This window comes from Aldersonia sp. NBC_00410, assembly GCF_026342035.1.
Classification (GTDB): Bacteria; Actinomycetota; Actinomycetes; order Mycobacteriales; family Mycobacteriaceae; genus Aldersonia.
This window is the reverse complement of record NZ_JAPENM010000002.1, coordinates 229,435-256,273: the sequence shown is the minus strand read 5'-3', so window position 1 is coordinate 256,273 and position 26,839 is coordinate 229,435. Positions and strand designations below refer to the sequence as shown.

Annotated in this window: 17 protein-coding genes; 8 read left to right on the top strand and 9 right to left on the bottom strand. The window is 65.4% G+C overall.

Annotated elements, in window-relative coordinates; genetic code table 11:
* The first annotated feature begins 11 nt into the window (after nt 1–11).
* The 6 genes from OG921_RS04810 (at nt 12) to OG921_RS04785 (ending at nt 11,325) form a co-directional block, all read left to right on the top strand.
* On the top strand, nt 12–2,084 hold the full coding sequence (locus OG921_RS04810; RefSeq protein WP_266111237.1) for a type IV secretory system conjugative DNA transfer family protein: 2,073 nt from the start codon (nt 12–14) through the stop codon (nt 2,082–2,084).
* Nucleotides 2,081–2,656 (top strand): DUF4913 domain-containing protein, encoded by a 576-nt coding sequence (locus OG921_RS04805; RefSeq protein WP_266111236.1) that lies wholly within the window; start codon nt 2,081–2,083, stop codon nt 2,654–2,656. The genes OG921_RS04810 and OG921_RS04805 overlap by 4 nt, the downstream gene beginning before the upstream one ends.
* Before the next feature lie 18 nt (nt 2,657–2,674).
* The gene (locus OG921_RS04800; protein ID WP_266111235.1) at nt 2,675–3,904 is read left to right on the top strand and encodes a DUF1173 family protein; all 1,230 of its coding nucleotides are present in this window, start codon (nt 2,675–2,677) and stop codon (nt 3,902–3,904) included.
* Between the two features lie 218 nt (nt 3,905–4,122).
* Nucleotides 4,123–4,770, top strand: coding sequence for a hypothetical protein (locus tag OG921_RS04795; protein WP_266111234.1), 648 nt, complete (start codon nt 4,123–4,125; stop codon nt 4,768–4,770).
* Between the two features lie 236 nt (nt 4,771–5,006).
* Nucleotides 5,007–10,625, top strand: coding sequence for a helicase-related protein (locus OG921_RS04790; protein ID WP_266111233.1), 5,619 nt, complete (start codon nt 5,007–5,009; stop codon nt 10,623–10,625).
* A 94-nt stretch (nt 10,626–10,719) separates the two neighbouring features.
* On the top strand, nt 10,720–11,325 hold the full coding sequence (locus tag OG921_RS04785; protein WP_266111232.1) for a hypothetical protein: 606 nt from the start codon (nt 10,720–10,722) through the stop codon (nt 11,323–11,325).
* A gap of 158 nt (nt 11,326–11,483) precedes the next feature.
* Here the strand turns inward: OG921_RS04785 and OG921_RS04780 are convergent, their stop codons facing one another.
* The 4 genes from OG921_RS04780 to mobF all read right to left on the bottom strand — a co-directional run bounded on the left by OG921_RS04780 (nt 11,484) and on the right by mobF (nt 20,853).
* Complete coding sequence (locus OG921_RS04780) at nt 11,484–11,801, bottom strand: hypothetical protein (protein WP_266111231.1); 318 nt, start codon at nt 11,799–11,801, stop codon at nt 11,484–11,486.
* A gap of 361 nt (nt 11,802–12,162) precedes the next feature.
* Nucleotides 12,163–13,119 carry a hypothetical protein gene (locus tag OG921_RS04775; protein WP_266111230.1) on the bottom strand — a complete coding sequence of 319 codons (957 nt, stop codon included), beginning with the start codon at nt 13,117–13,119 and terminating at the stop codon, nt 12,163–12,165.
* A complete protein-coding gene (locus OG921_RS04770; RefSeq protein ID WP_266111229.1) occupies nt 13,119–13,913 on the bottom strand; it encodes a triacylglycerol lipase in 795 nt (264 codons plus the stop codon). Before OG921_RS04770 ends, OG921_RS04775 begins: the two co-directional genes overlap by 1 nt.
* A gap of 868 nt (nt 13,914–14,781) precedes the next feature.
* Nucleotides 14,782–20,853: a MobF family relaxase gene (gene mobF / locus OG921_RS04765; protein WP_266111228.1), complete on the bottom strand. Its 6,072-nt coding sequence runs from the start codon at nt 20,851–20,853 to the stop codon at nt 14,782–14,784.
* A 366-nt stretch (nt 20,854–21,219) separates the two neighbouring features.
* Between mobF and OG921_RS04760 the strand changes: the two genes are divergently transcribed.
* Nucleotides 21,220–21,717 carry a hypothetical protein gene (locus OG921_RS04760; protein WP_266111227.1) on the top strand — a complete coding sequence of 166 codons (498 nt, stop codon included), beginning with the start codon at nt 21,220–21,222 and terminating at the stop codon, nt 21,715–21,717.
* A gap of 51 nt (nt 21,718–21,768) precedes the next feature.
* Here OG921_RS04760 and OG921_RS04755 read toward each other — a convergent pair whose 3' ends face one another.
* The 4 genes from OG921_RS04755 to OG921_RS04740 form a co-directional block, all read right to left on the bottom strand.
* A complete protein-coding gene (locus OG921_RS04755; RefSeq protein WP_266111226.1) occupies nt 21,769–22,074 on the bottom strand; it encodes a hypothetical protein in 306 nt (101 codons plus the stop codon).
* Between the two features lie 208 nt (nt 22,075–22,282).
* A complete protein-coding gene (locus OG921_RS04750) occupies nt 22,283–23,614 on the bottom strand; it encodes a DNA cytosine methyltransferase (RefSeq protein WP_266111225.1) in 1,332 nt (443 codons plus the stop codon).
* A 44-nt stretch (nt 23,615–23,658) separates the two neighbouring features.
* A complete protein-coding gene (locus OG921_RS04745) occupies nt 23,659–24,264 on the bottom strand; it encodes a hypothetical protein (RefSeq protein ID WP_266111224.1) in 606 nt (201 codons plus the stop codon).
* 136 nt (nt 24,265–24,400) lie between these two features.
* Complete coding sequence (locus OG921_RS04740) at nt 24,401–25,048, bottom strand: hypothetical protein (RefSeq protein ID WP_266111223.1); 648 nt, start codon at nt 25,046–25,048, stop codon at nt 24,401–24,403.
* 131 nt (nt 25,049–25,179) lie between these two features.
* On the opposite strand from OG921_RS04740, the gene OG921_RS04735 reads away from it, so the two are divergent.
* Nucleotides 25,180–25,488, top strand: a complete 309-nt coding sequence (locus OG921_RS04735; protein ID WP_266111222.1) for a hypothetical protein — start codon at nt 25,180–25,182, stop codon at nt 25,486–25,488.
* Between the two features lie 680 nt (nt 25,489–26,168).
* On the opposite strand, the gene OG921_RS04730 is transcribed toward OG921_RS04735, so the two are convergent.
* Nucleotides 26,169–26,594, bottom strand: coding sequence for a hypothetical protein (locus tag OG921_RS04730; protein ID WP_266111221.1), 426 nt, complete (start codon nt 26,592–26,594; stop codon nt 26,169–26,171).
* Nucleotides 26,595–26,839: the final 245 nt, after the last annotated feature.

Here is a 26,839-nt window from a genome sequence, read left to right as displayed (position 1 = left end):
GGAGGTGGAGGATGACGACTCAGGCACGACGCAAACGCGGTGGCGAACGCAGCGAGTGGGCACCACTGCTCCTGCTCGCGTCCGTGGCGACGGTGGCGTCTGTGGTGTGGGCCGCGTTGTCCTTGGGCGAGATACTCACCGGCGAGTCTCCGAACGCAAACCCGATTGCCGCACTGCTCGAGGTCGCAATGGGGAAGCGCCGCTGGCCAACCACTGCGACCGTGATCTTGGTGGCGCTTGTTGTGGCGGCCGTCGCGGGGGCGGTCATGCTGGCGTGGGCGGTGCGGGGCCGAGTCGGTCGTCGTCACGCCGTCGACAGGGCGGCACGGACGATGACGCCGACTCGGAACCTGCGTGGTGCGGTCGGCCACGACGCCGACCAGCTCGCGGGCCGACTTCTGCCCGACTCGGTGCGCACCGACATCGAGGCGGCAGCCAGCCGGAAACGGTTCAGCGACACCCACGGCCGACCCCCGGTCGACCACAAGGAACTGCTGGTCTGGACCACCGAGCAAGAAGCGTTGGCAGCGCCGGGCACGGATCGAGAACGGTTCACCGCCGCGCTAGGGAAGGAACCGGTCAGCGGTAAGGAGCTGGCCCGCTGGGTCGAGCACAATCCGGATTTGGGACGCGCACGGCACCGTCCGTCGTATCGCGGTGTGCGGCTGGGCCGAACGGTTGCCGGCAACACGATGGTGTATCAGCCTTGGGAACTGCCTGGCGCGGCGATAGCGGGCACCCGGATGGGCAAGACCGCCGGGTTGGCGATCGTCGCCGTGTGCGATGCACCGGGTCCGGTGATCGCGAACAGCAACAAGCCCGACCTGTATGGACACACCCGCCTGGTGCGCGAACTCGTCGGCCGCGCATGGATATGCGATCTGCAGGGCATCGCCGGACAACCCGGTGCCGATTTCTACTGGGACGCGCTGGCGCGGGTCACCCGCCTCGCCGAAGCGCGCCGGCTGGCGTCGTTCTTCGTCTCCGCCTCCACAGCCAAGGGTGCGCGAGTCGATTCCTACTTCGACGGCGGAGCCCAGGAGCTACTGGCGCTGTACATGCTCGCCGCCGGATGCGTCGGCGGCGACCTGCTGCACGTGGTGGAGTGGCTCGGCAACGACCAGAACCCGCTGCCGGTCACCATTTTGACCCAGCACAACAAGTTGCGGGCAGCCGGTCGCGTCAAGGAGGCCCACTTGTTGCACCCGCGACAGCGGCAGGGGCTTTACGACATGGCCCGCCGGTTTCTCGATGTGCTGTCGGACGACGAATACGCGGCGCTGATCCTGCCCCCGTCTCGGTTGTCGGTGAGCGTAACCGGGCAGAAGGCCGTCGTGCAGTTCGGGCCGCGGACACACGACCGTCCGCAGTTCGATCCGGTCGCGTTCGTCACCAGCTACGACACGCTGTATCCGTTGAGCCGCAAAGGGCCCGATAGCACCGCGCCGTTGACGACGGCGCTGATCGGGCAGGTTCTCGACGCCGCGGCCGCCGTGGCGGTACGGAATCGCGATGCACGCCTGCGGGTTCCACTGCTGGCGGTGCTCGATGAGGCCGCGAACACCTGCCGTCTCGCCGAGTTGCCCGATCAGTATTCCTATCTCGGTGGGCACGGGGTGATCCTTCTGTCGATCTTGCAGTCGCGCAAGCAGGGTGCCCGGGTCTGGGGTGCCGACGAGTTCGCCGAGATGCTCGACCAGTCGGTTCATGTGTACGGCGGAAATGTCGCCGATACCGGTTACCTCAAGGAGTGGTCCGACCTGACCGGGGTCCATCAGGTGTCCACCGAATCGATCAGCAGCGGCAAGGGCGGCGCGAGCAAGTCCCGCAGCTGGCACGACGAACCGGTGCTCACCGTCGACAACCTCGGTGCGTTGCCGAAAGACCGAGCGCTAGTGCGTTTCCCGGAAAATAGGCCGGTACTGATTCGCAAGCTGTGGTGGTGGGACACCGAGCACGCCGACCTCATCCGAGCCTCGATCGCCCGCTACGGCGGCGCCATCGACGACGACGAGCCCGAAGCAGCTCCTGCCACCGCGACCGGCACTACACCCACAACCGCATCGGAGGCGATCGAACTATGAGGGATGACAACTACAATGACGATCGGGCGTCACACGAGCCGTATCCCGGGAGCACCGAATCGGAACCGGAGTCGCTCGTCGCCTATCTTGCGAAGGGCTTTTCCAACGGCAGAGCCCGCAACCTCGGCGTACCCGAAGGCACTGAGACGGACAAGCCAGCGCCGAGGTCGATCCCGCCCCGTTTCCGCCATGCCGGGGAATGGGTCGAGCAGTGGCTCGCGCCGATCGTCGTGCGCCGCCTCACTGGCCCAGGTCAGGGCCGCACCTGGTGTGCCCAGTGGTGGAAACACGATGAAGTAGCGGTGCGGATGGACGCGCTGTGGAGTGGCTGGGAAGCGGCGCGTGCCAGCAAGGACCGACTCGCGATGAGTGCGTTGTGGGTACACCACATCGACGCGCACCTCCGCGTCATCCTCGACGGCGAATCGGGGCCCCTGCACATGTGCGGACCAGACGAACACAACGAACCTGGTTCCCTGCCGGTCGAGCCCGCCCCGCAGGGCTGGTTCGAACATGGCCGGCACCGCGATACACGACTGATCCCCGCCGGGCCGAATGGCAGCCGTGGCTGAGGAGCGAACAAGGGGCTGATGATGGTGAACCAGGAAGGGCTGACGCGGGTGCGGTTGGCGGACCGGGTCGTGTCCGCCAACCAAATCACGGAGCGGCGTGAGGATCTGCGGTGGTTGTTCGCCCGCGCGAAGGCGCAGGACGGGCATGGCTGGTGCCTATGTCAGCCGAATGATCCCCTGCCGCTGGTGATCCGTTGCTACCACGGTGTCTTTCACCTCGCGGTGTGGCCGGGCCACGGGCACCGCCACGACCGTGACTGCCCGTTTTGGCGCCAGCATCCGCAGTGGTCGGGTCTGGACGCGGCCTACACCGCCGACGCGTTCGTTGACACTGCCACCGGGACAGCGATCCGGATGCAGACACCGTTGACATTGCGCATCGGCACACCCGGTCAGGTCCCGCCGTCGGACATCTCAATCCAGCCGGGGCAACGCCGGTCCGCTACCACCCTGCTCGGGCTGCTGCACTGGTTGTGGGAGGGCCGCGCGTTGGCGGGGCATCGTCCGGGCGCCCCGCCCCGGCGGTGGCGCGACTGCCATGCCACTCTGCGGGACCGGTTGCGTGGCACCAGCATCAACGGCCAATCGGCTGAGGCAGTTGTATTCGTCGTGCCCCCGTTTGGCACGGACACCGCCGAGGTCAACGCTGAGGAGTTCACCCGCTTTCTCGCAGGGTTGGGAGGCGCGCGGCGCGGCGTGCTGCTCGGCGAAATCAAGGAGGTCACGGATACCGACTACGGGGTACGGCTGACCATCGCACATTTGCGGGCGCCGCTGTACGTCTCGTCGGCACTTTTCGATCGGGTCCGGCGCTCGTATCGGGCGGCGCTGGCGTTGACCGAAGGTCGGCGGATGACGCTGCTGGTGCTGACCCGTTCGGCGAAGGGCTACCCAACGGTCGTCGACATGGCGGTAATGGGCTGCACGCGAGGCTATGTCCCCGTCGACTCGCACCCCGAGTTGGTGATGGCCGACGCACTCGCGTCCGCGGGCCGCGAGTTTGTGAAACCGATGCGCTACGACGCCGCCGACGCGGTGTTCCCCGACTTCGTGCTGCTCGACACCGACCCGGCAAGTTACGTCGAAGTGTGGGGCGTCATCGGGCGCGAAGATTACGAGCACCGCAAGCGCCACAAGCAAGGCTTCTACCGCAGCGCCGGGCACCGCCTGGTCGAGTGGGACACCCGCTCCCGGCTACCGGACCTGACACTTCCTTCGATCCGAGGGGCCGCGTCTGGATCGAGCTGAGGTAACCACACGGGGCCCTGACGGGTTGGTGGACCCGCCAGGGCCGGTGTCGGCCAGAGAACGCTCCTCTGACCGGGTCAGAACTGTAATCGCCAGGTCGTGCACTGTCAGTTCGATGTGCGACCGTGACAGGGGAGCGCGACCACCGATGACTAACCCACCCAGCCGTCCAGGCGGCGACCCGAACCTGTTCGAAACGTCCCAGGAGGACCGCAGCGATGCCCGAACCGATCCGGCAGATAGTGGAGCAGACCTGGCGCGACGCGATCGGGTTTCCTCCGGACTGGACTCCGACCCAGGTCGACACCTTCCTCGACAGCGAAGCCGACCGGCTGGCGGAGATGATCGAGACGCAGATGGGCAGCGCCCAAGGCTCACTGGTGGACGAATGGATCCGCAAGCACGATCACGCACCGGACTATCCGACGACGGTGTCGCTGATCGAGACGGCGCGACGTTCGATCACCGAACAGGTCCTCACCTCCGAGTTGTACGAGAAGATCCCCAACCGGGAGGACCCGTTCCCGCCGGCGATGAGCGTGCCGGAGTGGCGCGAGAGTCAGGAACGCGAGCAGCGGACACGCTTGAGCGAGGCCAAGGGCGACCCGCAGCGATGGAAACATCCGCTGCGCCGCAGCGACCCGCAACCGGAGATCGACGAGCTGGCGCGTCGGCTGTGGCCGGACCGATCAGCGCTGTTCCGGGTGACCGGATCATTCCTGCTACAGACCCGCCAGGAGGACGCCCAGCCGATCCCGACCGGCCCGGAAGATCCCCTGGCAGTGTCGTTTACCAACCTCGTGAGCGAAGCGCTGACCGAGACGGGCCGGCCCCTCGACGGCCCCGGAAAACTCGCCGACAGGTAGACACCAGCCAGCTCGGCCTATTCGGTCTCGATGCCGACGGCACGCACCCGATCGACCCGGCGAGCACCGACCCCGGGGGCACACCGCTGCACCCGACGCCCACGGCTGCGCCGGTGACCGCGCCCACCTATGGCAACCGAGACACTCCCGCCGCTACCGCAGCCGAGCCGCTGCCGCGCACAGAACCAACACTGACAGAAGCACTTCCGACCGGACCCGGCCCGGTGGAACCGGTCGTGGCGGCGCAGAATGTGCGGTCACTGTTGCCGGAGCCGGTGGATTTCCGGCCGGTGGACTCGGTGCTGCCCCCGTCGGGGGAGAAGGCGCGGGCGCGGGCGAACATCGCCGCGGTGCGGATGCTGAACCGGCTCGAGGTCGAGGACCGCTACGCGACCGAGGACGAACAGGAGATTCTGACGCGCTGGTCGGGATGGGGCGCCGCCGCGGGCATCTTCGACCTGCGCAAAAGCGAATGGGCCGCCGAACGTGACGAGCTGCGCGGCCTGCTCGACGAGGCACGATGGGCCCAAGCCCAGCGCAACACCCTCAACGCGCACTACACCGACCCAGACGTTGCGCGGGCGATGTGGGTGGCGTTGGACCGGGCAGGTTTTCGGGGCGGACGGGTACTCGAACCCGGCTGCGGGTCGGGCACGTTCCTGGCCTACGCACCGCCGAGCGCACAGATGGTGGGAGTGGAACTGGATTCAACGACCGCCGCGATCGCGGCCGCCCTGCAACCGAGTTCCCAGATCCGCAACGAGGGCTTCGAAACCACGCATGTCCCGGAAGGCTCGTTCACTGCGACGATCGGCAACGTCCCCTTCGGCGACTTCCGGTTACACGACCCGTCGCACAACCCGTCGCGGCTCTCTATCCATAACCACTTCATCAACAAGGCGCTCGCGTTGACCGCACCCGGCGGGTACGTGGCGGTGCTGACCTCGCGCTACACGATGGACGCCGTCGACCCGCGCTCGCGCCGGGAGATCGCCGCCCGCGCGGACCTGGTGGGTGCGGTCCGCCTACCGGCGGGCGCGTTTGCACGCGTGGCTGGCACCCAGGTGGTGACCGACATTCTGCTGCTTCGCCGCCGCGAGGATGGGCGGGAGATGACGGCACAGACCAAGTCGTTTCTCACCTCGGCGAACGTGACCGTCCTCGACGCCGACGGTGACGAGCAAGGCCTGCGTGCCAACGCCTACTACGCCGATCATCCCGAGCATGTGCTGGGCGCCATGACGGTCGGTCGCGGAATGTACGCGGGGGAGTCGTTGACGGTGACCGGCACGAGCGGCCCGGAACTAGCGGAGCAGGTGCAGCAGAGTCTGATCGCCATCGTGACCCGCGCCTGCGCGGACGGTCTTGGCCTGGACGCGGGCTGGTCGACGCTGGCCGGACCGACCCGCGAAGATTTCGAGCGGGGCCTGCAGGCCGCCGCCGACCGCACGGACCCGGTCACGGCGGTGGGCACCCTGAACTACGAGGCGCAGGGCGATCGGATCATGTCCTGGTCGGGGCAGCGCTGGGTTGAGGTGAAAACCCGCGGTGCGGGCCAGGTCCGGGAATGGGCCGCGCTGCTGGAGCTGCGCGACGTCGCGGGTGCATTGATCACCGCCCAACGCGAAGACCTGCCCACCGAGCAACGCGACGCTCTGCGCGCGGAGCTGAACCGGCGCTATGACAGCTATGTCGCCCGCTATGGCGCGATCAACCGGTTCGGCTGGTCGAAGGTGGCCGAGCTCACCGACGTCCAGCACGCCAAAGCGTTGGACAAGCTCACCGCCGACTGGCGACGCGCCGAGGGCAGCCGGACCGAGCCCTACGACGGGCCGATCCCGTCCGATGTGGTGGCGGAGTTGTCCGAGCAGGCATGGGAGAACCCGCGCAAACCGCACAAGACCTATCCGCACCTGGGGCGTGCGTTGCGCACCGATCCTGGCTTCTCCACCGTGCTGGCATTGGAGGAGTTCGACGAGACCACGATGCGCGCCACCAAGGCCACGCTGTTCCACACCGACGTGCTCGGGGTGCGGGCGGTGCGCTCCTCGGCCGACACCATCGAGGATGCAATGGCAATCAGCCTCGACGAGACCGCCCGCCTGGACCTGCCCCGGATCGCGGAGCTGCTCGACACCACCGTCGAGAACGTGGAAACCCTGATGGAGGGCAAAGCGTTTCGCGGTCTCTCGGATCCGCACGTGTGGATCCCGGCGTCACGGTACCTGTCGGGCAACGTGCACAAGAAACTCGCCGACGCGACCGCGGTCGCCGAAACCGACACCCGATTCCGGGCTAACGTCGACGCATTGACCGAGGCGCTGCCGCCGCGGATCACCGGCGGAGTGAGCGTGCGACCGGGTACCGGCTGGATCCCCGCCGCGGACTATGTGCAGTTCATGCGCGACACGTTCGCGATCCCTGCTGACATCCGGGTCAGCATCGAAAAGGCCGCGGGCAAGTGGTCGATCGAGGTTCCGTACTACCCAGGTATCTACGAGCAGGACATGAAATGGGCACTGGTGCCGAAGAAATACCGAGGCTCAACGCGATTCAACTTCGAATGGTCCGACGCGGAACGGCAGGGGGTCGCCAATGCCGGAATACGGCGCGGCGACTACGACTGGCGCGAGATGTTCACCGATCTTCTTAATAGCAAACCGATCGAGATCACCAAATCCAAGGAGTACCGCGACATCACCGGCGGAGACGCGCTGCACGACGCCGCTACCCGCGCCGCGCAATCCCGCGCGCACCGCATCGCCCAGGAGTTCAACGAGTGGGCACTGGGCATCGATCCCGAACGCACCGAGCGCCTGCTCGACCGCTACAACGAACTGTTCAACTCCGTCGTCGCGCCCGTCTACGACGGGTCGGTACGCGCCTTCCCCGGTCTGGGGTCGCAGTACGCGCCATACGACTACCAACGCAATGCGGTGGCGCGCATCGTGTCCGAGCCGACTGTGCTGCTCGATCACGTAGTCGGCGCAGGGAAGAGCGGCACCATGTTCATGGGCGCAATGGAACTCAAACGTCTCGGGCTGGTGAGCAAACCGTGGATCGTGGTTCCGAACCATATCGTCGATCAGTTGTCCCGAGAAGCCAAGCAGTGGTATCCCGGAGCGAACGTGCTCTCCGGGGCGGCCGCGACCGACGCGGAGATGCGGCGGGTATTCCTCGCCCAGTCGGCTTCCCAGGACTGGGACATGGTGATCGTGCCACTGTCGGTGTTCGTGCGGGTCAACGTATCCAACTCGACCCGCATCGAGTTCATCCGCACCCAGATCGCCGCGCTCGACGAGACCAAGGCAAGCCATGACGAGTCGGTCAAAGCGATCGAGAAGGCCAAGGCAGTGCTGCAGGAGAAACTGGAAGACGCACTCGACAGCGCCGGCAAGGACACTGGTCTGACGTTCGAATCTTCGGGCTGCGACTACTTGTTCATCGACGAGGCGCATGCGTTCAAGAACCTCATCCGCGCCTCCGGAGTGCAGGAATTGGCGTGCTCAGGCTCGGATCAGGCTTTGGATCTGCAGATGAAGCTCGGCTTCCTGCGCGACCAGCGTCGCCGCCATGCGGCGGCGGCGGGGGTCGGTGCCGATGAATACGTCGAACGGGTCACCACGTTCGCGACCGGCACCCCGGTAGCGAACTCATTGGCCGAATTGTGGGTGATGCAGGCATATCTGCGTCCCGACCTGCTCGCCGACGCCGAAGTTTCCGACATCGACGAATGGGGCGCCACGTTCACCAGCACCCTGGAGCGGGTCGAACTGAACGCCTCGGGCAGCCGGTTGCGCCCGGTCACGCGGGTTGGGGAGTTCACCAACGTCGGGGACCTGATCGCGATCAATAGCGTGTTCACCGACTTCGTCGGCCGCGAACGCGTCCCAGCCCGGCTACCCGAGAAGGTCGGCGGCACCAACGAAGTGATCGGGTTCGAGCCGCCCCAGGAAGTGCTCGACTTCATCGCCGACCTCGGGTGGCGCGCCGACCACGCCGATGTCGCGCGCCCGGACATCGACAACGCGTTGGTGATCGCAAACCACGGTCGCAGCGCCTCCCTCGACCCGCGGGCAGTGCACCTCGACATCGACGACCCACCGCTGATGCTGGACGAGGAGGGACTGCTCGCTGAGAACCAAGCCGGCCCCGGCACCATCCGCGCAGTGGTCGTCGCCGAGACCATGCTCCAAATCTGGCGCGACACCTGCGATCTGCCCTATCGAGACAAGCTCGGAACGTCCTCGCCGATCCTCGGCGGTTTGCAAGTCGGGTTCTGTGACCGCGCCACACCCAAATCCGGTGGGGAATGGTCGATCTACCACTCGATCCGAGCGCTCCTCGTGGAGGGTGGCATGGATCCTGCGGTCATCCGGTTTGTGCACGATTACCCGAAACCTGGCGAGAAGGCCGCGCTGTTCGAGGATTGCCGCAACGGCCGGGTGGCGGTGCTGCTTGGGTCCACCGAGAAAATGGGCACAGGCACGAACGTGCAGGACCGCATTGTTGCCTTGCACCACATCGACGTGCCGTGGCGCCCGGCCGACCTCGAACAACGCGAAGGCCGCGCCATCCGTCAGGGTAACCAGAATCCTCAGGTCCGTGTCCTTAACTACGTCGCGGAGAAGACCTACGACACCGTGATGTGGCAGACCGTGCACCGCAAGGCGCACTTCATCGAGCAGCTGCGGCGCGCAGACCGCTCTATGCGGCGTGTACCCGACCTGGGCGCCGATTCCGTCGCCGAAAATGCCGCTCTAACCAAGGCTTTGGCCACGGGGGACCAGCGCTACCTGCGTCAGGTCGAACTCGACTCGCAGGTGCAGGATCTGCAAGCCCAGGCAGATGTCCACTTCGCCCAGCAACGCAGCATCGAGCGTGACCGCGAGCGGCTGCGGTCGGTCGTGCCGGCCGCCGAGGAACGTATCCGCGTCCTCGCCGCCGCTGCACCCGATCTGCAAGCGTGGTGCGCCGCCGAAGATTTCGTCATCACGATCGACGGCACGCGTTACCTGCGGCGCGCCGACGCCTCGAAGGCGTTGACCACCGAGCTGCGCAGCGCGCACGCCGTGCTGCACAGTAAAGGTATGCAGGTAACCCGGCCGATTGGCGAGATCGCCGGGCACTCCCTCATTGCGGCGCGTTCGGCAATATCTGGCGAGCTGTTCGTATCCTTCGAGAGGCTGCCGCTCCCGGCGCGCGCCTACGAGCCCGACGACTTATACGGGTCGGTCGACCCGAAGACCGCGGCTGCGAAGGCATCCGGAAACCTAACGCGGATCGAGAACATGGCCGCCTCCGCAGCCACGGTGCTGGCGAAAGCCGAGTACCAACTCGACCGGGAACGCCGGACGCTTCAGCATCTGGAGAACACACCGAGCGTCGACTTCCGGCATGCCGCCCGGCTCCAGGATCTCTCGGCGGAGTTGCACCAATTGCGCTCTGAGTTAAGGGAAGCGGAGAACAGCCCCGAGGCGCTCGCACGCCACGCTGCCCGGGCCGCGCGCCTGGATGCCAAAGGCCGCGAGGATGGGTGGAGCCTGATACTCAACCCCACGCCGGCTCTCGTCGAAGAGCTGGGCCTCGACAACGCCGACGAGGTCCGCGAACTCATGGCCGAGCGGCAACGCGATGCCGCGCGGTTGCACGACCAACGACGGCAACAGGCAGTTGCCGACGCCGCGAATGCGGCACAACCAGTGGTGGAGCGGGGGATCGGACAGGCGTTCATCGACCCCCGGGTCGACCACGATCCCGGTGCCGAGGACAGCGACTGGCGCACGCGGCCCGGGTACGACCGCGATCAAGGCATCGACGCACCCGAGCGCGACGACGGGCTAAGCGCTTGGTGATGGCGAGTCCCCATGTCGGGTTTTGTCGGTGTCGCGTGCTACAACCGGGTCAGAACCGCCCACGTCAACGCACTAGTGGAAGCAGGACCGCGACATGAACACCGACCGTCGCCGTGATGCCGTGCTAGCCAGTGTGGACCGTCAACGACGCGTCATCACCCAGACCGCAACCACACTGATCGAGCGGCGTCTCGGTGTGCTGTCGGTGGTCGTGCACTGCTTCGACGACCTCGCTGCGGAGCCCTATCTCGCGCGGGTCGCACCCCGGGCCTACGCCCGCGGTGACGATGGGTTCGAGGCGATCGCGCAGCTCGGCTTGGCTGCTGCTGCCAACCGCGCCACCCGGGTCCTGCTCGCCTGGGACGAGCGTCGCCTCCAGTTGGGCACAGGTGGCCAGTTCACTACTATCAGCGATGGACTCGTCCTCGTCGACGCCGTCCGCGTTGAGCGCGGTCACGCCGTCGACTGGCGGCCCTACACCGTCACCGACCAGTCCGGGCCGCGGTTGCGGTGGTACGCGAGCGACCACATCTCCAACGCGGCGCTGCCCGCCCCGATCAACGAACTGCTGCACCGATGGCGTAACACCGAACTCCGCGAACCAGCCACAGTGTTGCTACAGATGGATATTGATGGTTACCGGTTCCACGTCCCGAGCGTTGGCACCTCCACCACTGACCGTCCCGGTATCGTCATGTAGGCACGGAAGTCACCGTCGTGCTCGCCGTTGGACACCCACTGATCGGCGGTCGAGTCATACTGCGTGCCGAGCGCATACGCACCTGCTCAGGCCCGCCCATCGAGGATCGAACGCTGACTCACCGCTGTCGTGGCGAGGCTTCGCCGAGGACGCAATCACTACGCGACGCCGTGCACGCCGCGCGACGCATGTGCGTGGAAGCCAGGGGATAACACTCCAGAATCAATGCTTTCGCCGCCGGCGCTCGCTCTCATCGTGGCCGCGCGCGAAAAAAAAAAAAAAAAAAAAAAAAGCATGTGCCGAGCGCGTGCGATGGTGTTGTGGCTGGCGAACACTACCCGCGAACACTCACGGGTGATGCAGCGGTCGCGCGGTACGCACACCCGCAGTCGCACCGGGTGGCCGACCACCGGCACGTCGGTGACGTTGCGGATCACGGTGTCGCGGTAGATGCCCTCGGTCCGCACCCTGGACACTGCCGCGCTCCATCGTCGAGCAGATCACAGAACACCACGGTCGTGTCGCCGTCGAGCGCCGCGTCGGTGATCGTCACCCCCAATTCCACGGTCCGCACGATCGTGTCGGCAACAACAGCAGCAGGCAAGGACGCAGGCTTGACACAGGGCTCCCCGGGTAGCAGGAATGCGGCTTCGACACCTGCATCCTCAACTGCCCGGGCCCACTTCAGGTCAGCGACCACAATCCGATGACCAGGGTTACCACGTCCTACCCTGCACTCCATTTCCGGATGAGCCAGTTTGCCGCGGCAGGCTTCCGGGTTCGCTGAGATCTACTGCGAGAGATAAGCGTTGTAATTCATACAATGACATCCCATCCTCACTCGGCCCGCCATCCCAGGTCGCCGTGCGCGAATTTGACTGTCCGGTCGGCGTACTCAGGAACGGCAAAGAAGCTACTAGCCGCAGAAGCCTGCTCGCTGGACTGTTCGCCGAGAAGAAGTGACAGTTCAACGGTGGCTGCCGCCGCAGGATTCTCGGTGAGATAGGGTGCTGCGGCCGCAATCCGTTGCCGCGAGTCCAGAATCTCGTTGAAGCGCCTACGAAAAGCAGGACTCCACCAGTCCTCGGACACAAGATGTCCGTAGATAGACGGCGCCCCGGATGGCATCGTCACGACTCCGTAGTCGTTAAATCCCGACAACGCCCACGAGAGCCTGTCGACTGACCCCGACGACAAACAAAGGTTCGGCCTGCGCTTCAACTGCGCAGCCAAGCCATTCACGCGAGACAACTCCGCTCGCCACTCGTCCTCGACGGCGAAGTGAAGCAGTCTCGCACACTCCGTGAACGCCGGCGTCATCGCCTCTTCAATCTCACTAAGCTCACCCGCGAAGCTCGGTGCCCCCCACCGCACGTCATACGGGGTCACGTTCCTGGCCAGGGACATAAGTACTTCGTACCGCTCACCCGGGAAAGCGTCACTCAAGACGACGACTTCCCACAGATTGCTGCTCGGATAGTAGCCGCGTTTCTCGCCCTCGGTGACCCACGCCATCTCATCTGTGGCGCGGGCGATTGCGGTCGCAACGTGCGACAATTCGGGGTTTTGAGCATGAGCCCGGTAGTTGTCTGCATCTAGCGGGATGTCTTCCACGCCCTCCGGTCGAAAGCCATCGATAAGTTCCCACTGGACGAGCTGAAGCGCGGCCTGGAAATCACTGCCCGGGATACCGCTCAGGTACGTAGCGAGCGGACGAAACACCTTCGCTCGGAGAACCGCCAGTCGATAGTTGCCGGCAGCGGCAGCGGCGGCGGGTGGTGGTGTGTCGGCCATCAAGGTCTCCCTGTTTCGATGAAGTCCCAAGGACGTTCGAATCGACCCGCGGACGACTTGCAGACCGAGGTATGCGTCCTACCGTCCCACGCGCTATCCACCCAGTCGGTGGAATACCGCTCACCGATCACGACATCGTCAGGACTGGCCCACACTATTCGGGGCCGCAACGCGTCGTAACCTTTCGCCGCTACCAAGTTTTCAGTTCGCGTCCGCGTCTCGGTGAGAATTACGGAACCGGGCTGCAGGTCGGTGTAAGCCGATGCCCGCCGAAGGAACGGTTCAACCGCTGCCCACACTCCGAATGCCTTGGCGAAGCCAAGAAAACCGGCGGCACGAAATCCCGCACTCGCGGGACTGAACAGCCGAACCTGGGCGTCGAGAAGACCCCGCCGCGAGGTTCGGCCCGGCGAGTGTGCGACGTCCTGCAGCTCGGCGGCTTCGTCGCACAGCGCTCGCCTGACAATCAGGCCGCCAAGCGAATGACCGACCATGAGCAGCTCGTCATACGGATCGACGTTTTCGCGGGGCCGGACGCCTCCCGCCGCGTCGCCGCCATGTTCGGCGGCAGAAACGTACATCGCCTCGGCGAACGGATGCGGATAAAACCGTGGCAACTCCCTGCGCAACCGGTGTGCCACAGCCGTCACATTGTCCTTCAGCGACGGATACCCCACGAATAACAAGTCCGCCTGGCGCCACCACTGACGTTGCTCGCTCGCCTCCGCGACGTTGCGCCACGTCGAAATAGCTCGCCCATTGAATCCATGCACAAATACGACCAGACGCGTCACCCGGGGGGCGTGCGAAACGAGTAGAACCCATCCATCCGGATCGCTGACTCGATAGGGCGAATGCCAATTCATACACAGATCATTACCCAGAAGAGCACGAACAACATCTGTTTGGTGCGAGAGGCTCTTTCCCCAGACCCGGGACTGTGGACTTAACGGTGTTTCCGGCCTGGCACGGTGAGCGATGCTCGGCGAGGAAGGTGCCGTGATGACGACACTGATGATGTGGCGAAGAAGAAGCACGCGGAGCAGTTCGCCGAGCAGCAGGCTGCGCTCTAACTGGTCCGGCTGGCCCAGAACAGGCCTGTAGCTGACCGGTCCCGTTATCCGGCTGTGGGAAACGAGTGGAGCGAGTTCATCCCGTTTCTGGACTACGACGTCCGGTCGCAACCCTTATGTGACGAAAATCACATAAGTTGTGCACTGTGGAGTGCGCGCGTTCGCGCGGCAATGTTCATGACAGACATTGCGCTCAACACCCTCCTCATCGGCGCGCTCGCTCCGGTCGGCTGCGCCGCTATCCGCACTCTCGGTGAGGTTGGTTGTCTGATTATCGCGCTGCACGGAACAGACCCAGCCCACCGAGCCGAAATCCTCCGCGCGCTTAGAACTCGTCGGAACTGCCGCTAGGTAGCCGAAACCTGAGCGATTACCCGGCCGGTGAGCCGCACGGGGTAAATGCACCAGGTCCTGCGCCGGTCGCGCCACGCAGCCGGTGGTCTATTTGCACGTCGCTTGGTTCAGATCTGGGGGCCCTCCCCATATTGAAAGCCGTCACATCATAGAACGGACGCGTACTGGCGTCGACGGCGCGCCCGCCGTCAATTTGAGGCTGCGTCGGAGCTCTATTGGGTTCGGGGAGACAAGCTCAGCGTTCCGGTCCGTGGTCAACTTTGTGGCCTTCGTCGGAGTCTAAGCCCGGATCGGTTTGCCAATCCGTGGCCTCGGGTGGACTGAAGTGTTCGGCTTCGGCGCCGCGGATCTGGGTTTCTGCTGCGTGTTGCTCGGCGGTACGTCCGAGGCGCCGATCCCGTTCGGTACGGGCGGCGACAAGCTGTGCAACGAGGTCGCGCCGATCGCTCGCCAGCTGCTGGTGGGCGGAGTCGACACGAGCTTGACGCTCGGCGTCGAGGGTGTGCGCGTCGGCGAGTTCGGCGGCGCGAGTGGTGGTGTCGGTGGCGCGGCGCTCGATGTCGCACCATTGGGCGTGTGGCGTTTCGACACTGCGGGCCGCAGCGACGGCTGCGTCGGCGGAAGCGATGAACGCGGCGCGCACGGTCTGGTGTTCGGCCGCCACGGCGGCGATCTGCGCCTCGAGCTCTCGGCGGGCTTGCCGCTTGTGCAGCGGGAGGTACCCGCGTTGGGTGGTGAGTTCAGCGAGCCGTGATTCGGCTGCGCGGAGCGCGGTTTCGGTGTCGTTGCGGTGTTGCTCAACCTCATGAACGCGTTCGATCGGCGCGTAGTGCTCGTCGAGTTCGCGGTGTGCAGCGAGCACAGTCTCGACGGCGCTGCGTCCATCGGTCGTGAAATCCGCCAGGCTGGGCCACGGATGGGTGTCCGGGTCAGTCGCATCCAGACCGGATTCGAGGTCGGCGATGTAGGTGTCGAGAGCGTCGTCGGGCGGCATCCGCAACGGGTCGGAGAGCATCTGCTCGACCACCGCGTCGTTGAGGACGGCTGCGCCATCGCCGCCGGCCTCTGCCTCGAATCCGAATGCTTGCTCGGGACTGGGCGACGGGACGGCATCGAACGCGGCGCCGGGATCGACGCCGGTGGGATGGAGTCGCCCTGGGGGACGGGGACTTCCGAGCAGGCTGGGCGAGCCGTCGAGGACATCGGAGCTGCTGACCGTGGTGAGTTCACGCGTGGCGGCACGTTCGGCACGAAGGATGAGCCCTTCGAGGATGCGCGTTTCGCGCGTGGCAGTGGTGAGTTCGGCGGTGTCGAGTTCGAGCGCGAGCTGACGCGCGTGCATTGCGTCGGCGGTGGTGACCACGCCGTCGGCCCCGGCGAATTCGTCGAGCGCGGCCTGAGCAGTGAGGTAGTCGGCGCGTGTGGCTTCGGCGTGGTGGCGGTGGTAGTCGGCCTCGATTTCGGCGAGCGTTGCATCGAGATCGAGACTCAACGCGTCATCGTCATTGCCTGCGGCCCGTTCGTCTGCGGCGCATCGGCGCACGTCGGTGAGGGCACGGGCGGCAGCTTTGGCGGAGCGGTCCGCTTCGCGCCAGATGTGGAGCGCCTCGTGCGCGGCAGCCTGGTAGGGGCGTTGGGCGTCGGCGCGCTTCATCATCGCGACGATGAGCGGATCTGCGGCACGGCTGTGCGGCCCGTCGTTGGTGGGAGAGAGGATCGCGGCGCGCAGGGTGCGTTGGCCCTGTTGCGCGGCGGCGTAGTCGTCGCGCAATCGGTCGAGCCGCTCGCGCGGCGGCAGGTCGGAGTACCGGTCGTGTTCACGCAGGGTGGCGGACCAGTCCTCGATGATCGCGAGTACGTCACCAGCCAAGTCGCTTTCGTTGGCATGTTCGAGCTCGTGCGGATCGGTGTCGTCGGGTGGCTCGCGCTCCTGCAGGCTGTCCAGGTAGTCGACATCCTCGACGCTTGGAGTATGAAGCCACAGATCGTCCGGGCGGTGATCGCGGTAGTCGGGGGCTTGCTCACCGTGCTCCGGCACGAGGTCTTCGTCATGGGGCGGCGCTTCGATTGGGTCGGGCAGCCGGTCCGGCGCGTGGGTAAGTACCGCTTCAACCCGCCAGGACAGCGCCGTCGCGAGCTGGTCGACTCGAATAGGCACATCCCCGTCGCCTGCTCCGATAACCATCTCGTGAGCGAGGCCGAGCAACTGGTGCGGTGTCCACTCGGCGGGATCGGCAGCAGCTACCGCCGCTACAAGGCTGGGCCATGCCGCGTCAGCCATGACCCTCTGTGCGCGGTCCTCGCCGACGACATCGGCGAGGGCGTGCACCCATTCCGGACGTAGCGGCGTGACCGGGGCACCAGAGTCGAAGGCGTGCAGCACGGCCGGTTCGAGGCGTGCAGATATGCGCCACCACAGGGCCTGTGCAGGCACCTGATCGGGTAGCGGCGCTGCGGCCACCGCATCGGCGACCATGGTGTGGATGTCGGTCCCGATCTGTTTGACCAGGGTGAATCGTTCGGCCAGCACCGGCCAGAACGGGTCGCGGGCAATGCGGGGATCGACGCGGTCCGCGAGCGGTTTCCACCGTGCCGCCGAGGCAGTGGTATTCCCGACTGCCCGGACGGCTCGCTTCGCCAAAGTCTTCTGGTAGCGACGCTCGGCGATCGCGTATCTGTCGGGGCCGGTGGGGCGGCGATCGAGGTCATCGACGCCGATAGCGGATCGCCAGACGGCGAGACTGGCCAACAGCGGTGAGGCGTCGGTGCCAACGAACGGCCGCGCCCACGCTGGCGCGCTACTCGGGGTCCATTCGTCGGCGAGACTACGTACCTGGCTGATGAGATCGGCCACCAATGCGCGTCGTGCCACCAGGTATTCGCCCCAGCGCGGGTCGCTCCGCAGCGCTGACGGAACATCCCGCAACCATGGCAGCGGTCCCCGACCGGCGGAGTGTTCAGTTGTCGGGTCGAGCCTCCAGTCCAGAACTGCGGAGGGGTCGATGGCACTGTCGAGTTCCCTGGGGACGGCGACGTCATGTAGTGCGATGACCGGATCGGCGCCGCTTGCCGCGATTGTGGCGAGGTGCCTACGCAACACTGGCCAGGCCGTGTCGGTGGTGAGGTCGTAGCTGCGCGCACCGTCGAAGACTGCAGTGGCGGCGTCGTCGATGCGGTCCAATACGTCCGCACCGACCATGTATTCGGCTGCAGTTCCGACGGCGTCGGTGTATGCCGATACCGCGTGAGCGAGACGCGGGCGGGGGTCGCCAGAGTGCTTGCGGGCGCTTGTGGCCGACATTTGCGAGCCGGTCCGGGCGAGGATTTCGGTGAGCAGGTCGAGCCCGTCGGCGGGGATCAACGTTTCGGGATGCAGCACCTTTTCGGGATCACCATCGACAGCGGTCGTGAGGTAGGCGTGGTTGGCAAGCTTGCCACGAGTCATCCACGTGTACAGGTCTTCCCGGGTCTCGCTGCCGAGGAAGATCGGGTGTGCTGTGTCGGCGGTGATGCCCTGCGATGACGCGCCGGTCGTGGCGTAACCGAGTTCGGTGTGCGCCGCGACATAGCCAGCGGGCAGTGTCGTCCGCAGACCACTTTTGACGTGGCGAACGTCCAGTGCGCCGTCGGGCCGGACGTCGGTGACCGTCCACCGGTAGCCGTTGCGAACGTGGTCGGTGCCTGAAAATGCCAACCGCCGGTCGTTGTTTCGGGTGATGACAACGTCCCCGCGAGACGCCTCCAGACCGTCCGACAGCACCACCACCCGGCCCACTGACGTGTCGCCTGCCATGGCGAGCCGGTCCCGGCGCGCGCGCTCGTTGAGGTTACGCACCACCTCTCGGGTAGGGCCGAGCATGATCGAGTCGAGCCCTTCCTCGCGATCGCTACTCCATCCCCGATACGCAAGGTCGACCACGTGCGCGCTATCGCCGGTGTGGATGCGCTGGTTGTCGAGATAGAACCCGAGTGCGGCCGAATCACCGTCGCGAAGCGCGAGGGTGGCGTTCGCCTCGGCCGGGTTGGCGAACCGGATCAACTCGTTGAGCGTGACCGCGCCAACTTCGGCGGCGATGTCACGCAACACGCCACCGGCAGCAATGGAGGACTGCTGGCGGTCATCGCCCACGAGCCGGACGCTCGCGCCGCGCTGAAGCGCGAATCGCACGACGGTGTCGAGATTCTCGGTCCCCGCAAGCCCCGCTTCATCGATGACGAGGAGGGTCTTCTCATCGATGTCGCGCACCCACTTTGGGATGCGGACCGGCCGCCCGGATCTAACAGCGGATGTCATCTTCGCAAGTACGTGGGTGAGCTTGTCGACCGTGTCTGTTGCGGCGCCGATATCGTCACGAAGTACGCCCGCAGCCGATCCGGTCGGCGCGAGACCGAGCACCGTCCCACCACTGCTGATCCAAGCCCGAGACAGCACACTCATCGTCGTGGTCTTGCCCGACCCGGCCGGCGCGAGAGCTAACTGTACCCGCGCACCGGAGCCGGCGAACTCCCGAACCAGCGCCTCTTGTCCCTTCTTCAGCGGCCGGTCGGGGTTGTTCGCGAGGTGTTCCAGCAGTGCCACATCGATTGTGGCTGGGTCCACGACGCGCCCATCGCGGCGCCGTGCGGCGCCGAGAAGTCGCTCTTCGGCAGCCAATATTGCCGCCGTGGTGTACATCTGCACACCCGTGCGCGTATAGACCCCGGCACCGTCGTTGCGACGAAGTTCGGGAGGTTCGACGATCGCCTCTACATGATCGAGGCGCACGGACCTGGACTCGTCGAGCGCCGCCAAGACAAGCTGCTCGGCAAGCTCATCCGCCATTGCGCGGGGCACCTCGGCAGCGCGCAGTATCCGCTGCGCCTCTGCCCGCACATGATTGGCTTGCCACCGTGCGCGCGACCGCGCGACCGTCGCGATGATCCGATCCGAGGCCGCATCTACCCACGCGGCATCAGTCACGACGGCATCGGCGGGCAATGGGTGCAGGGCGGCCTGCACCATGTCCGACAAGGCTCTCTCGCTGCCGAGAATCTCGATCGCCTCGGCCCGCCAGGCGGTGCGTTGTTCGGCCTCGGTGCGGGGTTCGTGCTTGGCCGGACGGGTGTCGAGGTTGGCTTCTTGCGCGAGGTCGTACGCCTCGACCGGTGTCGGTTCGCGCCCGTGCTCGGCCTGGAACGTCGCAGCGAGCTGCCCGCGCCGAACCTCGATCGCCTCCCGCCGCGACGACCAGAACCGGCACAGATCATGGTCGACTCCGACGATCTCGCGGATCGGTCGCTTCGTCGGGTCGGTACCGGGCCGCTCGGCGAACCGCAGCCCCAGTTCTTCCTTCAGGTACAGCTCGTTGCGGGTGTTGAAGTACTCCGAGAACGCGACCGCGTTCTTGTAGATCGGCGTCCCGTCCAGCGCGAGCCAGCGCAGTTGACCGTCCGGGCCACAGGTCTGCACTTTGTTCGAGATCACCACGTGCACGTGCCAATCCGGGTCGCCGGTGCGGGAATCGCGGTGTACGAACGCCGTCGCGATCAGTCCTTCCACATCGACCTGTGCGACCCCGTTCGTGCCGGTTCGTGTGTAGGCGTAGTTCTTCTCGATGTGGTCCAGCGTGTCCCGCAGCGCCAGCCAGTTGGCGCGCTCGATACGTTCCTTCACCTCGCCTGGCGCGATCGCGTGCAGAGCCGACACCGACTTGACGGGGGAGAAGCACAGGTCGTATCCGGCGACCGCCGTCGTGCGCTGCCTGTTGTTGCGCGCCACCCAGCCCGAAAGCTCGGTGTCGTTGAGAGGAGTGCGACCGATCTCTTCTGTGAACATGGTCATCGCGATTTCGGTGCGAATCCGGGCACGTTCCTCGGCTGGGATCGGGGCGTTCCAGTGCTCGCCGCGACCAATGCTGTAGTCGGTGAACTCCTTCTTCACCGCCTGCCGAAACTCGGATGCGCCGGTGTAGACACGGTAGGCGGCGCCCAGCTTCGTGGCCTTCAAAGCCTCGCGCGCTGCGGCCCGCGGCTTCTTGCCCTCGGCGATGTAGCGCGCGATCAGTTCCTTTTCGATCGCGTCCGCATTCGGGTGGCGACCCTCTCCGTACAAGGCCTTCATTTGCGCCTCGCTGACCACATCGCCGTCGGCGATGTCGGTGAACGCAGACAAACCGGTGCCGAGCCAGCGCCCGGGCGATTCGCCGCGAGCGGAGTAGTACTCGTCAAGTGTCGAGCGGCCCAATTCCGTGCTGTCGTGTGCCGCCACTTGCTTCGGCAGATACTTGTATCCGTCCCCAGCGAGAAGCTTCTTTGGGGTGACGGTCACCAGTGCAGAATAGCGCAGCTGGGTCAGTCTGGTCCAGAATGCAAGAGGTGTGAGGGCGCGAAAGATGTTGTGGGACAGAGTGTGTGTGAGTGTAACAGGTGAGACGTGATGAGACGAAGTGGAATAGACCGGTAGCGATTTCAGTGTTGGATGGTGGGATAGTTGCGAACAGGAACTGTCTGAGCGGCGGAGTGGTCACGGAACGTGTTACACAGCAAGCTATTCAGATCGCCGAGTGCCGGGGGTTGTATCGCGAATCTGTCGTCGGGCGACGCGCAACTCGAATGGGTTTGTTGACTACCGGCTTTCGCTGGGAACCGACGGTAGAGTGAGAGTGACCATCTTCGTTGGGGGAGGAGTAGGCAAATGTCCGAAGAACTTACGGGGGCGAGGAAGCGGGCGCCGGCGGTTGTCGCGCGCGAACGTGCGCGAAAGGTAGTCGCCGAAAAACGAGCGGCCGAGCTGGCACGAGAGAAGGCGATCGAAGACGCGCTCGCAATCGTCTTGCTTGCGGAGGACAGCGAGCGTATGGCCGCGGCGCAGCGTGACGAGAAGATCTCGGCGGCTCACGCTGCCTACCGGCAAGCGGTCTCGGACCTGAATCGGCGCAGCGGCGAAGCGCTCTGCGCGATGAAGACGCTCAACGAGTCGGTTACCTCGATGGTGGGAATGACTGGGCTACAGCGCGCGAAGATTACCGAACTCATGAAATGCGCGATCCGACCCGGCGAACAGAGTTCCGAATCGGTTTCGACGGCCGCCGCTCCAACGGTGGTCGGCGGTGACGGCGAAGTCGACCTACCGAATGCGGGTGTCGAGACAGCGGCAGCCGCTGGCGTCGCGCAGGTTCTACAGCAGGGCTAGGGAAGCGCCAGCTCCGCGGAGAGTCGCTACGCATCGACCGCCTGGCGGGAATCACAAACGATCGGCAAACTCGACGAGGAGTGCGGCCGCAATCTTGCGGAGTTCGGTCGCAACCGCTGTGGCACGCACGCAGCAGTCAAGTTCCAATGTCCGTACCGGGGTGGAGATGTCGCGCCGGCGGGGATCGCCGAAGAAGTCGGCTAGCCGGCGATACTCATGCACTCCGCTGAGAAGCGCAGCATGTAGATCTTCGATGCCGTCGTCACTCTTCGTTGCCTCCCGCGCCGCGTCGGCAATGGCGTGTGCTGTGACCCGGCCGGCCAGGTTGTTTTCGCTCGTTGCGTAGTGCTCACTCATCCGCGATGCGAATCCGGCGAGCTCTGCTGGATCTATGGTCCGCAGGCTGTAGCAAACCGTGCTTCGGTGAGTCTGCTCGTCGAGGCCGTGGTGAAGTCGGCCGCGGATGCGAACTCCGTTGACGACGCGACTTACGCTCCGGGGAATCACGCCGCGCCGCCAAGGGATTCCGCTACGGCGAACACCAGGTCTCGCGCTGCGGGCGGGGTCACTGCGTTTCCAGCTGCCGGGTTTGCTCGCGCTTGTTGCCGAGGATCTTGTAGCCACTGGCGAATGCCATCCCGGCGGCGATCTCGTAGGGCTCGAGCATCCGGAAGGAGCAGTCCTCGATGTCAGGAATGTTGGCGGTGGCCAGGCCGTGGTGATTGCCACTGGCAGCGAATGTGTCGTACGGCTCGGAGACGGCTTTGGGGGTGTTGTGGTTGCGCAGTGGGACCACGAACGCATATCGGTCTCGGGTGGTGAACGTCCGGTGCGGCTCGATGGTGAGCTGCGCAACTCCGGTCCCGTAGTAGGGGACGAGCAACCCCGTTTCGTTGCGAGTGGTCATTGTCCGCATCGGTTCTCGGGCCGAGCGGGCTTCCTTGCCATCGCGCCCTTCCACCGGCACCAAGAGCGCCTCCTGGTGACCGCCGGGCGCGTCGACGATCGGGGACGCGGTGAGGTCGGCAGCACTACCGAACGATGCAGCGAACTTGCGCAGCCCGGCGGAAATGCGGGCCATCGTCTTTGGTGACAGCGGCTTCGTGCGGTCGCCGATTCGCGTGCCCGGCAATGACCAGTCGATCGCGGTCGCGGCCGCCAGCCATCCGGGTTCGACAACGCTGTTGCGGCATGACACTTTCGGGCAGCGCCAGACGTACTGCTGGCGATAGCGGCCCCAGCGCACGTCGGGGTTCTTCCAGCCTTGCAATGCAGTGATGTCGGTGGCGCACTTCGCGCACCACGCGTGCGGACGCGTCCACTTCGCGAAGTTGGGTGCACGGTTTCCCTCGCGCCAGAAGACCACATATGCGCGGTCGCGCGATTGCGGTGCGGGTGCCCCGCCGGCGTGGGCGTGCATCGAGTTCAGGTACACGGTCTCGTGGTTGTAGCCGAGCAAGTCCATCGCTTGCAGCCAAGCCGGAAACATCACCCACTTCACTGCGTCGACGACGTTCTCGACGATGATCGCTTCGTAGCGGTGGTGTTCGGCGAAGCGGGGAACGTCCCACATGGTGGCTCGGGAGCGCTCGGCCGCCTCATCCGGCAGCCTGTCACCGAACAGATCCGGCTGAGCGTCGGGTTTCCGGCTCTTGGCAATCGAGTGGTTGGTGCACTCGGGGCTGGCCCAGAGTATGTCGGTGCGCGGGAAACGGCGTGGATCTACCTGGGAGATGTCGGCACAGGTGTGGTCGGTGTCGGGATGGTTGGTGTTGTGCGTCTCGACCGCGAGCTTCCAGTGATTCACCGCTGTCCTGACGCGCACGGACGGAACCTGGATGGCGCCGCTGCTGGATCCGCCTGCGCCGCAGAACAGGTCGGTGAGTGTGAGGGTCATGGTCGTCTCGTTTCGCGGTGCGTGGCGGAGATCGAGCTGGTGAGTTAGATGCGGGCCGAGCCTGGTCGGAGACGCCGATTGGCTTCGGGCACCCCCAGCGGCGGGATGTAATCGTCCTCGGTGGGATCGACGCCGTAGGTGTCACCGTCGAGGCAGACGCCGGCGGCGGTGCGGTGTGCGCGGCGCAGAATGTCGAGAGCGCTGTGATACGCGGTTCGGTCCATGATCAGCCAGGTGACTGGGCCCATACTCAGGTCGATCCAGTGCACGGTGCGGCCGAGCGCGGTGGAGTAGCCATTGCGCCCCACGACCGCGTAGCTCGCGCGCCGGACCCAGTTCAGCGCGAGTGTGGTCTGTACGAATTCGTTTGCGTTGTCGAGCCGTGGGTTCGGGGTGTGGGCCGCGAGCGGGGCGAGGTGTCCTCGGGCGGCAGAGAAACCTTCCAGTACGCCTTGGGCGGCATTTGCCGACAAGAACCGCATCAAGATGCCACCCCAGACCATGGTGACGACAGCCTCGTTGGTTCGCGCGAACTCCACCGACACCAGCCCCGCGTGGTCCCCGCTGATGCGGGCCGTGGTGTGCATGACCATCGCGTCCGGACGGGACGCGGCCTTGGCGTCGGATTGAGAGTCCTTGGGTGGCTGCATGATTCAAGTGTAGCACACAATAGCGACAGGGCAAGAGTGGGCGACGTTCCTGCAAGCGAAAGCAGAAGGTTGTTCGGCGCCGGGGGAGCGGTCCTTGAGCCAGGCGTGTCAATGCGGCCGAGCGCGTCGTGCCGTATTAGTCCAGGCGAGCACGCACGACGGACCGGTTGACACCCAGTCGACGAGCGGTAGCAGCGATGGAGCCTTCCTCTGCAAACACCTGCGCGACGTAGTCCCGATCCAGCGGCATTTCACGAGGCCCAGTGCGACGTCCGGTCTTGCCGAGGTGTCGACGCACGGTGGCGAGGTCTACCTCCGCTTCCGCCGCTATCTCGCGGAATGTGGCGCCAGCTTCGAAACGTTCGCGCCATCGCGCGACCGTGGCGTCGTCGATACGCGGGCTTCGGCGTCGTTGGTCCTCGGCCATTCCGTTCGCGTCTCCTCCGTCGCCGAGCGGTATATGCATCGCGATCATCCCACGCGGCAATGCCGATCCGGAGTCCTCGTGGGTCACCCAGCGACCGGTGCCTTCGAGGCGGACGTCGGCAGCAGAACGACAGCTGCGATCGTCGCCAACGTGATCAGTCCCACGGGCAGCGCGGTGATTGTAGGGCTCGTGACCATACATGTGAGCGCAGCGCCGAAAATTCAGCGCTGATCCGTTGCAGGGTGAGATCGTTGAGTGGCTGCAACGTGGCTTCCAGTAGATGTCATCCCGCGATGTCGTGGATCCGCCGGCCTCATCCTGTCCGAACTTACCGAAACGGCTCTTCGAGTTATCCACAGAACGGTCACCACCGGTGTGAGTTATCCACAGGTTGCTCCCAGCGCGGCGAATGATTTGGCAGGTCGAAGGAAGATCGCAAGCGAGTCGACCACTGCCGTCGGAACCACAATTCGAAGGAGGTTAGTCGCATGATCGTCTGGAGCGTGCGCATCGAATTCATCGAGCCGCGGGTTGTTGCCGGCGCCGCGGTTACTCGCGGCGGCGCGATCGAGGAGCTGGTAGAAGCCGCCCGCGTCGCAGTCCTCGGAGCGCCGAGAGCAGTGCGGTGCACTCTTGTTCTCGATGACGTTGTCGTCGCTGTGCTCGCGACTGCCTATGACGCGAACGGGCGGGTAGACCTGGCTTGGGCAGTCGACTACCTCAAGCGGGTCGAGCGGACGCTGGAAGGACCGTTGGGAGCAAAGACGGTACCGCGCAGGGGTGCCTACCTGACCTGAGCCCACCTGTTGATGGCCTTTTCTTGCGAGGTAACGCTGCGGAGGTCCTCGTGTCCGTCGCCTCTGCGATCAGCGCGTGCTTTCCGGTCATCGTCGACCCTCCGCCGATTCAGTGCTCCCACCGGTAATCGAATGTGTGCTCGACATATGCTCCCTCTGTGGCGGATCTCCGGCGGACTCGCGTGGATGGGAGGAAGACCCACCAACTCATTTGTCCGGCCGGACATCGGCTCGGACCGCGCCAGACGCTTGTCGGATCGCAGTGGTGCAGCTGTGGAGATCTCCATCGGATCCACTTGTGTCGGCGGTGCGGGCGAACGGCCTATACGCCGCCGTTGAGTGAGCAGTGCAGGATTCGAAACCTGGACGACAGATAGCGACGTCCAGCGGGTTCGAGCGCCGCCATGAAGGCGGCGTGGCGAGTCGAGCGGTGTTGCACTGCTTTCGAACCCGGGCCCGTCCCGATCGCCGGGACGGCGTTCGGGGTGTCCGGGCCTTCGGGAAGAACGGAGAGTGGAGGCCCGGACACTTACTTGGACGGACCGACGGCGTGGTCGGTTCCCGGGCGATCTGGATGTGCGTTGGAACCTTCGGGTCCGCTCGCGACGCAGCGCCGTGCGTGGGAGTCCGGATGGCCGGTGCCGAAGGGGGTATTGACCCGACACGGGTGCATTTACACCTCAGTGACAGGTGGTCGGATGTTGAACGTCTGGGTTTAGCGCGGCCTCGGTTCTGGCAAGCACGTGATGGTGTGTGGCCGTGCAAACAGCTTGTTCATCGTGTGGACGTGAGACGGCTGCGGTGGCTGATCGGTGCCGACCGGTGCCGGTCTGGCTGATCAGCGGCGGCCGATGACAGTGATCAGTTCCAACCCCGTCGCGTTCCGATGACTCAGCTTTCGTCGATCCGGACTGGTCGAACTTGAGTGTCCTCGCGTTCTCGGAGACCGTTCGTACGCGGCTCTCGTTGAAGCCTTGGGAGTCGGTCGCCTCGATTTCGATTCGCACTGTCACGCTGGTGTTCTCGCCGGAACGAAGGTGGGCGAGCACCTCGTCGACAACATTTTGAACTCCAGCGCCGATCTTGTCGGAATTGAGGGTCTTCACCCCGTAAAAGCGTGTCGGCCAGACGATGTCGACCCTCGGACCCGGACCCGGCGACGGGCCGGGACCCGGCCGCGGGCCCGGGCGGGGGGCCGGGTTCGGCTGAGCGCTGCTGCTCCGCGATGTCGGGACGGACAAGAAGGAGCGAGTCGGTTGCGACCGGTGTACTCTCCTTGTCCTCCGGCGTCCAGAGACCGACGTACCGGACGGCGGCCTCGTCGTAGCCAACTGCGAGGGCGAATGCGTCC

Coding starts and splice junctions, on each gene's coding strand:
- OG921_RS04810 (WP_266111237.1), top strand. CDS start 12: ATGACGACTCAGGCACGACGCAAACGCGGTGGCGAACGCAGCGAGTGG.
- OG921_RS04805 (WP_266111236.1), top strand. CDS start 2,081: ATGAGGGATGACAACTACAATGACGATCGGGCGTCACACGAGCCGTAT.
- OG921_RS04800 (WP_266111235.1), top strand. CDS start 2,675: ATGATGGTGAACCAGGAAGGGCTGACGCGGGTGCGGTTGGCGGACCGG.
- OG921_RS04795 (WP_266111234.1), top strand. CDS start 4,123: ATGCCCGAACCGATCCGGCAGATAGTGGAGCAGACCTGGCGCGACGCG.
- OG921_RS04785 (WP_266111232.1), top strand. CDS start 10,720: ATGAACACCGACCGTCGCCGTGATGCCGTGCTAGCCAGTGTGGACCGT.
- OG921_RS04775 (WP_266111230.1), bottom strand. CDS start 13,119: ATGGCCGACACACCACCACCCGCCGCCGCTGCCGCTGCCGGCAACTAT.
- OG921_RS04760 (WP_266111227.1), top strand. CDS start 21,220: ATGTCCGAAGAACTTACGGGGGCGAGGAAGCGGGCGCCGGCGGTTGTC.
- OG921_RS04755 (WP_266111226.1), bottom strand. CDS start 22,074: ATGAGTGAGCACTACGCAACGAGCGAAAACAACCTGGCCGGCCGGGTC.
- OG921_RS04750 (WP_266111225.1), bottom strand. CDS start 23,614: ATGACCCTCACACTCACCGACCTGTTCTGCGGCGCAGGCGGATCCAGC.
- OG921_RS04745 (WP_266111224.1), bottom strand. CDS start 24,264: ATGCAGCCACCCAAGGACTCTCAATCCGACGCCAAGGCCGCGTCCCGT.
- OG921_RS04735 (WP_266111222.1), top strand. CDS start 25,180: ATGATCGTCTGGAGCGTGCGCATCGAATTCATCGAGCCGCGGGTTGTT.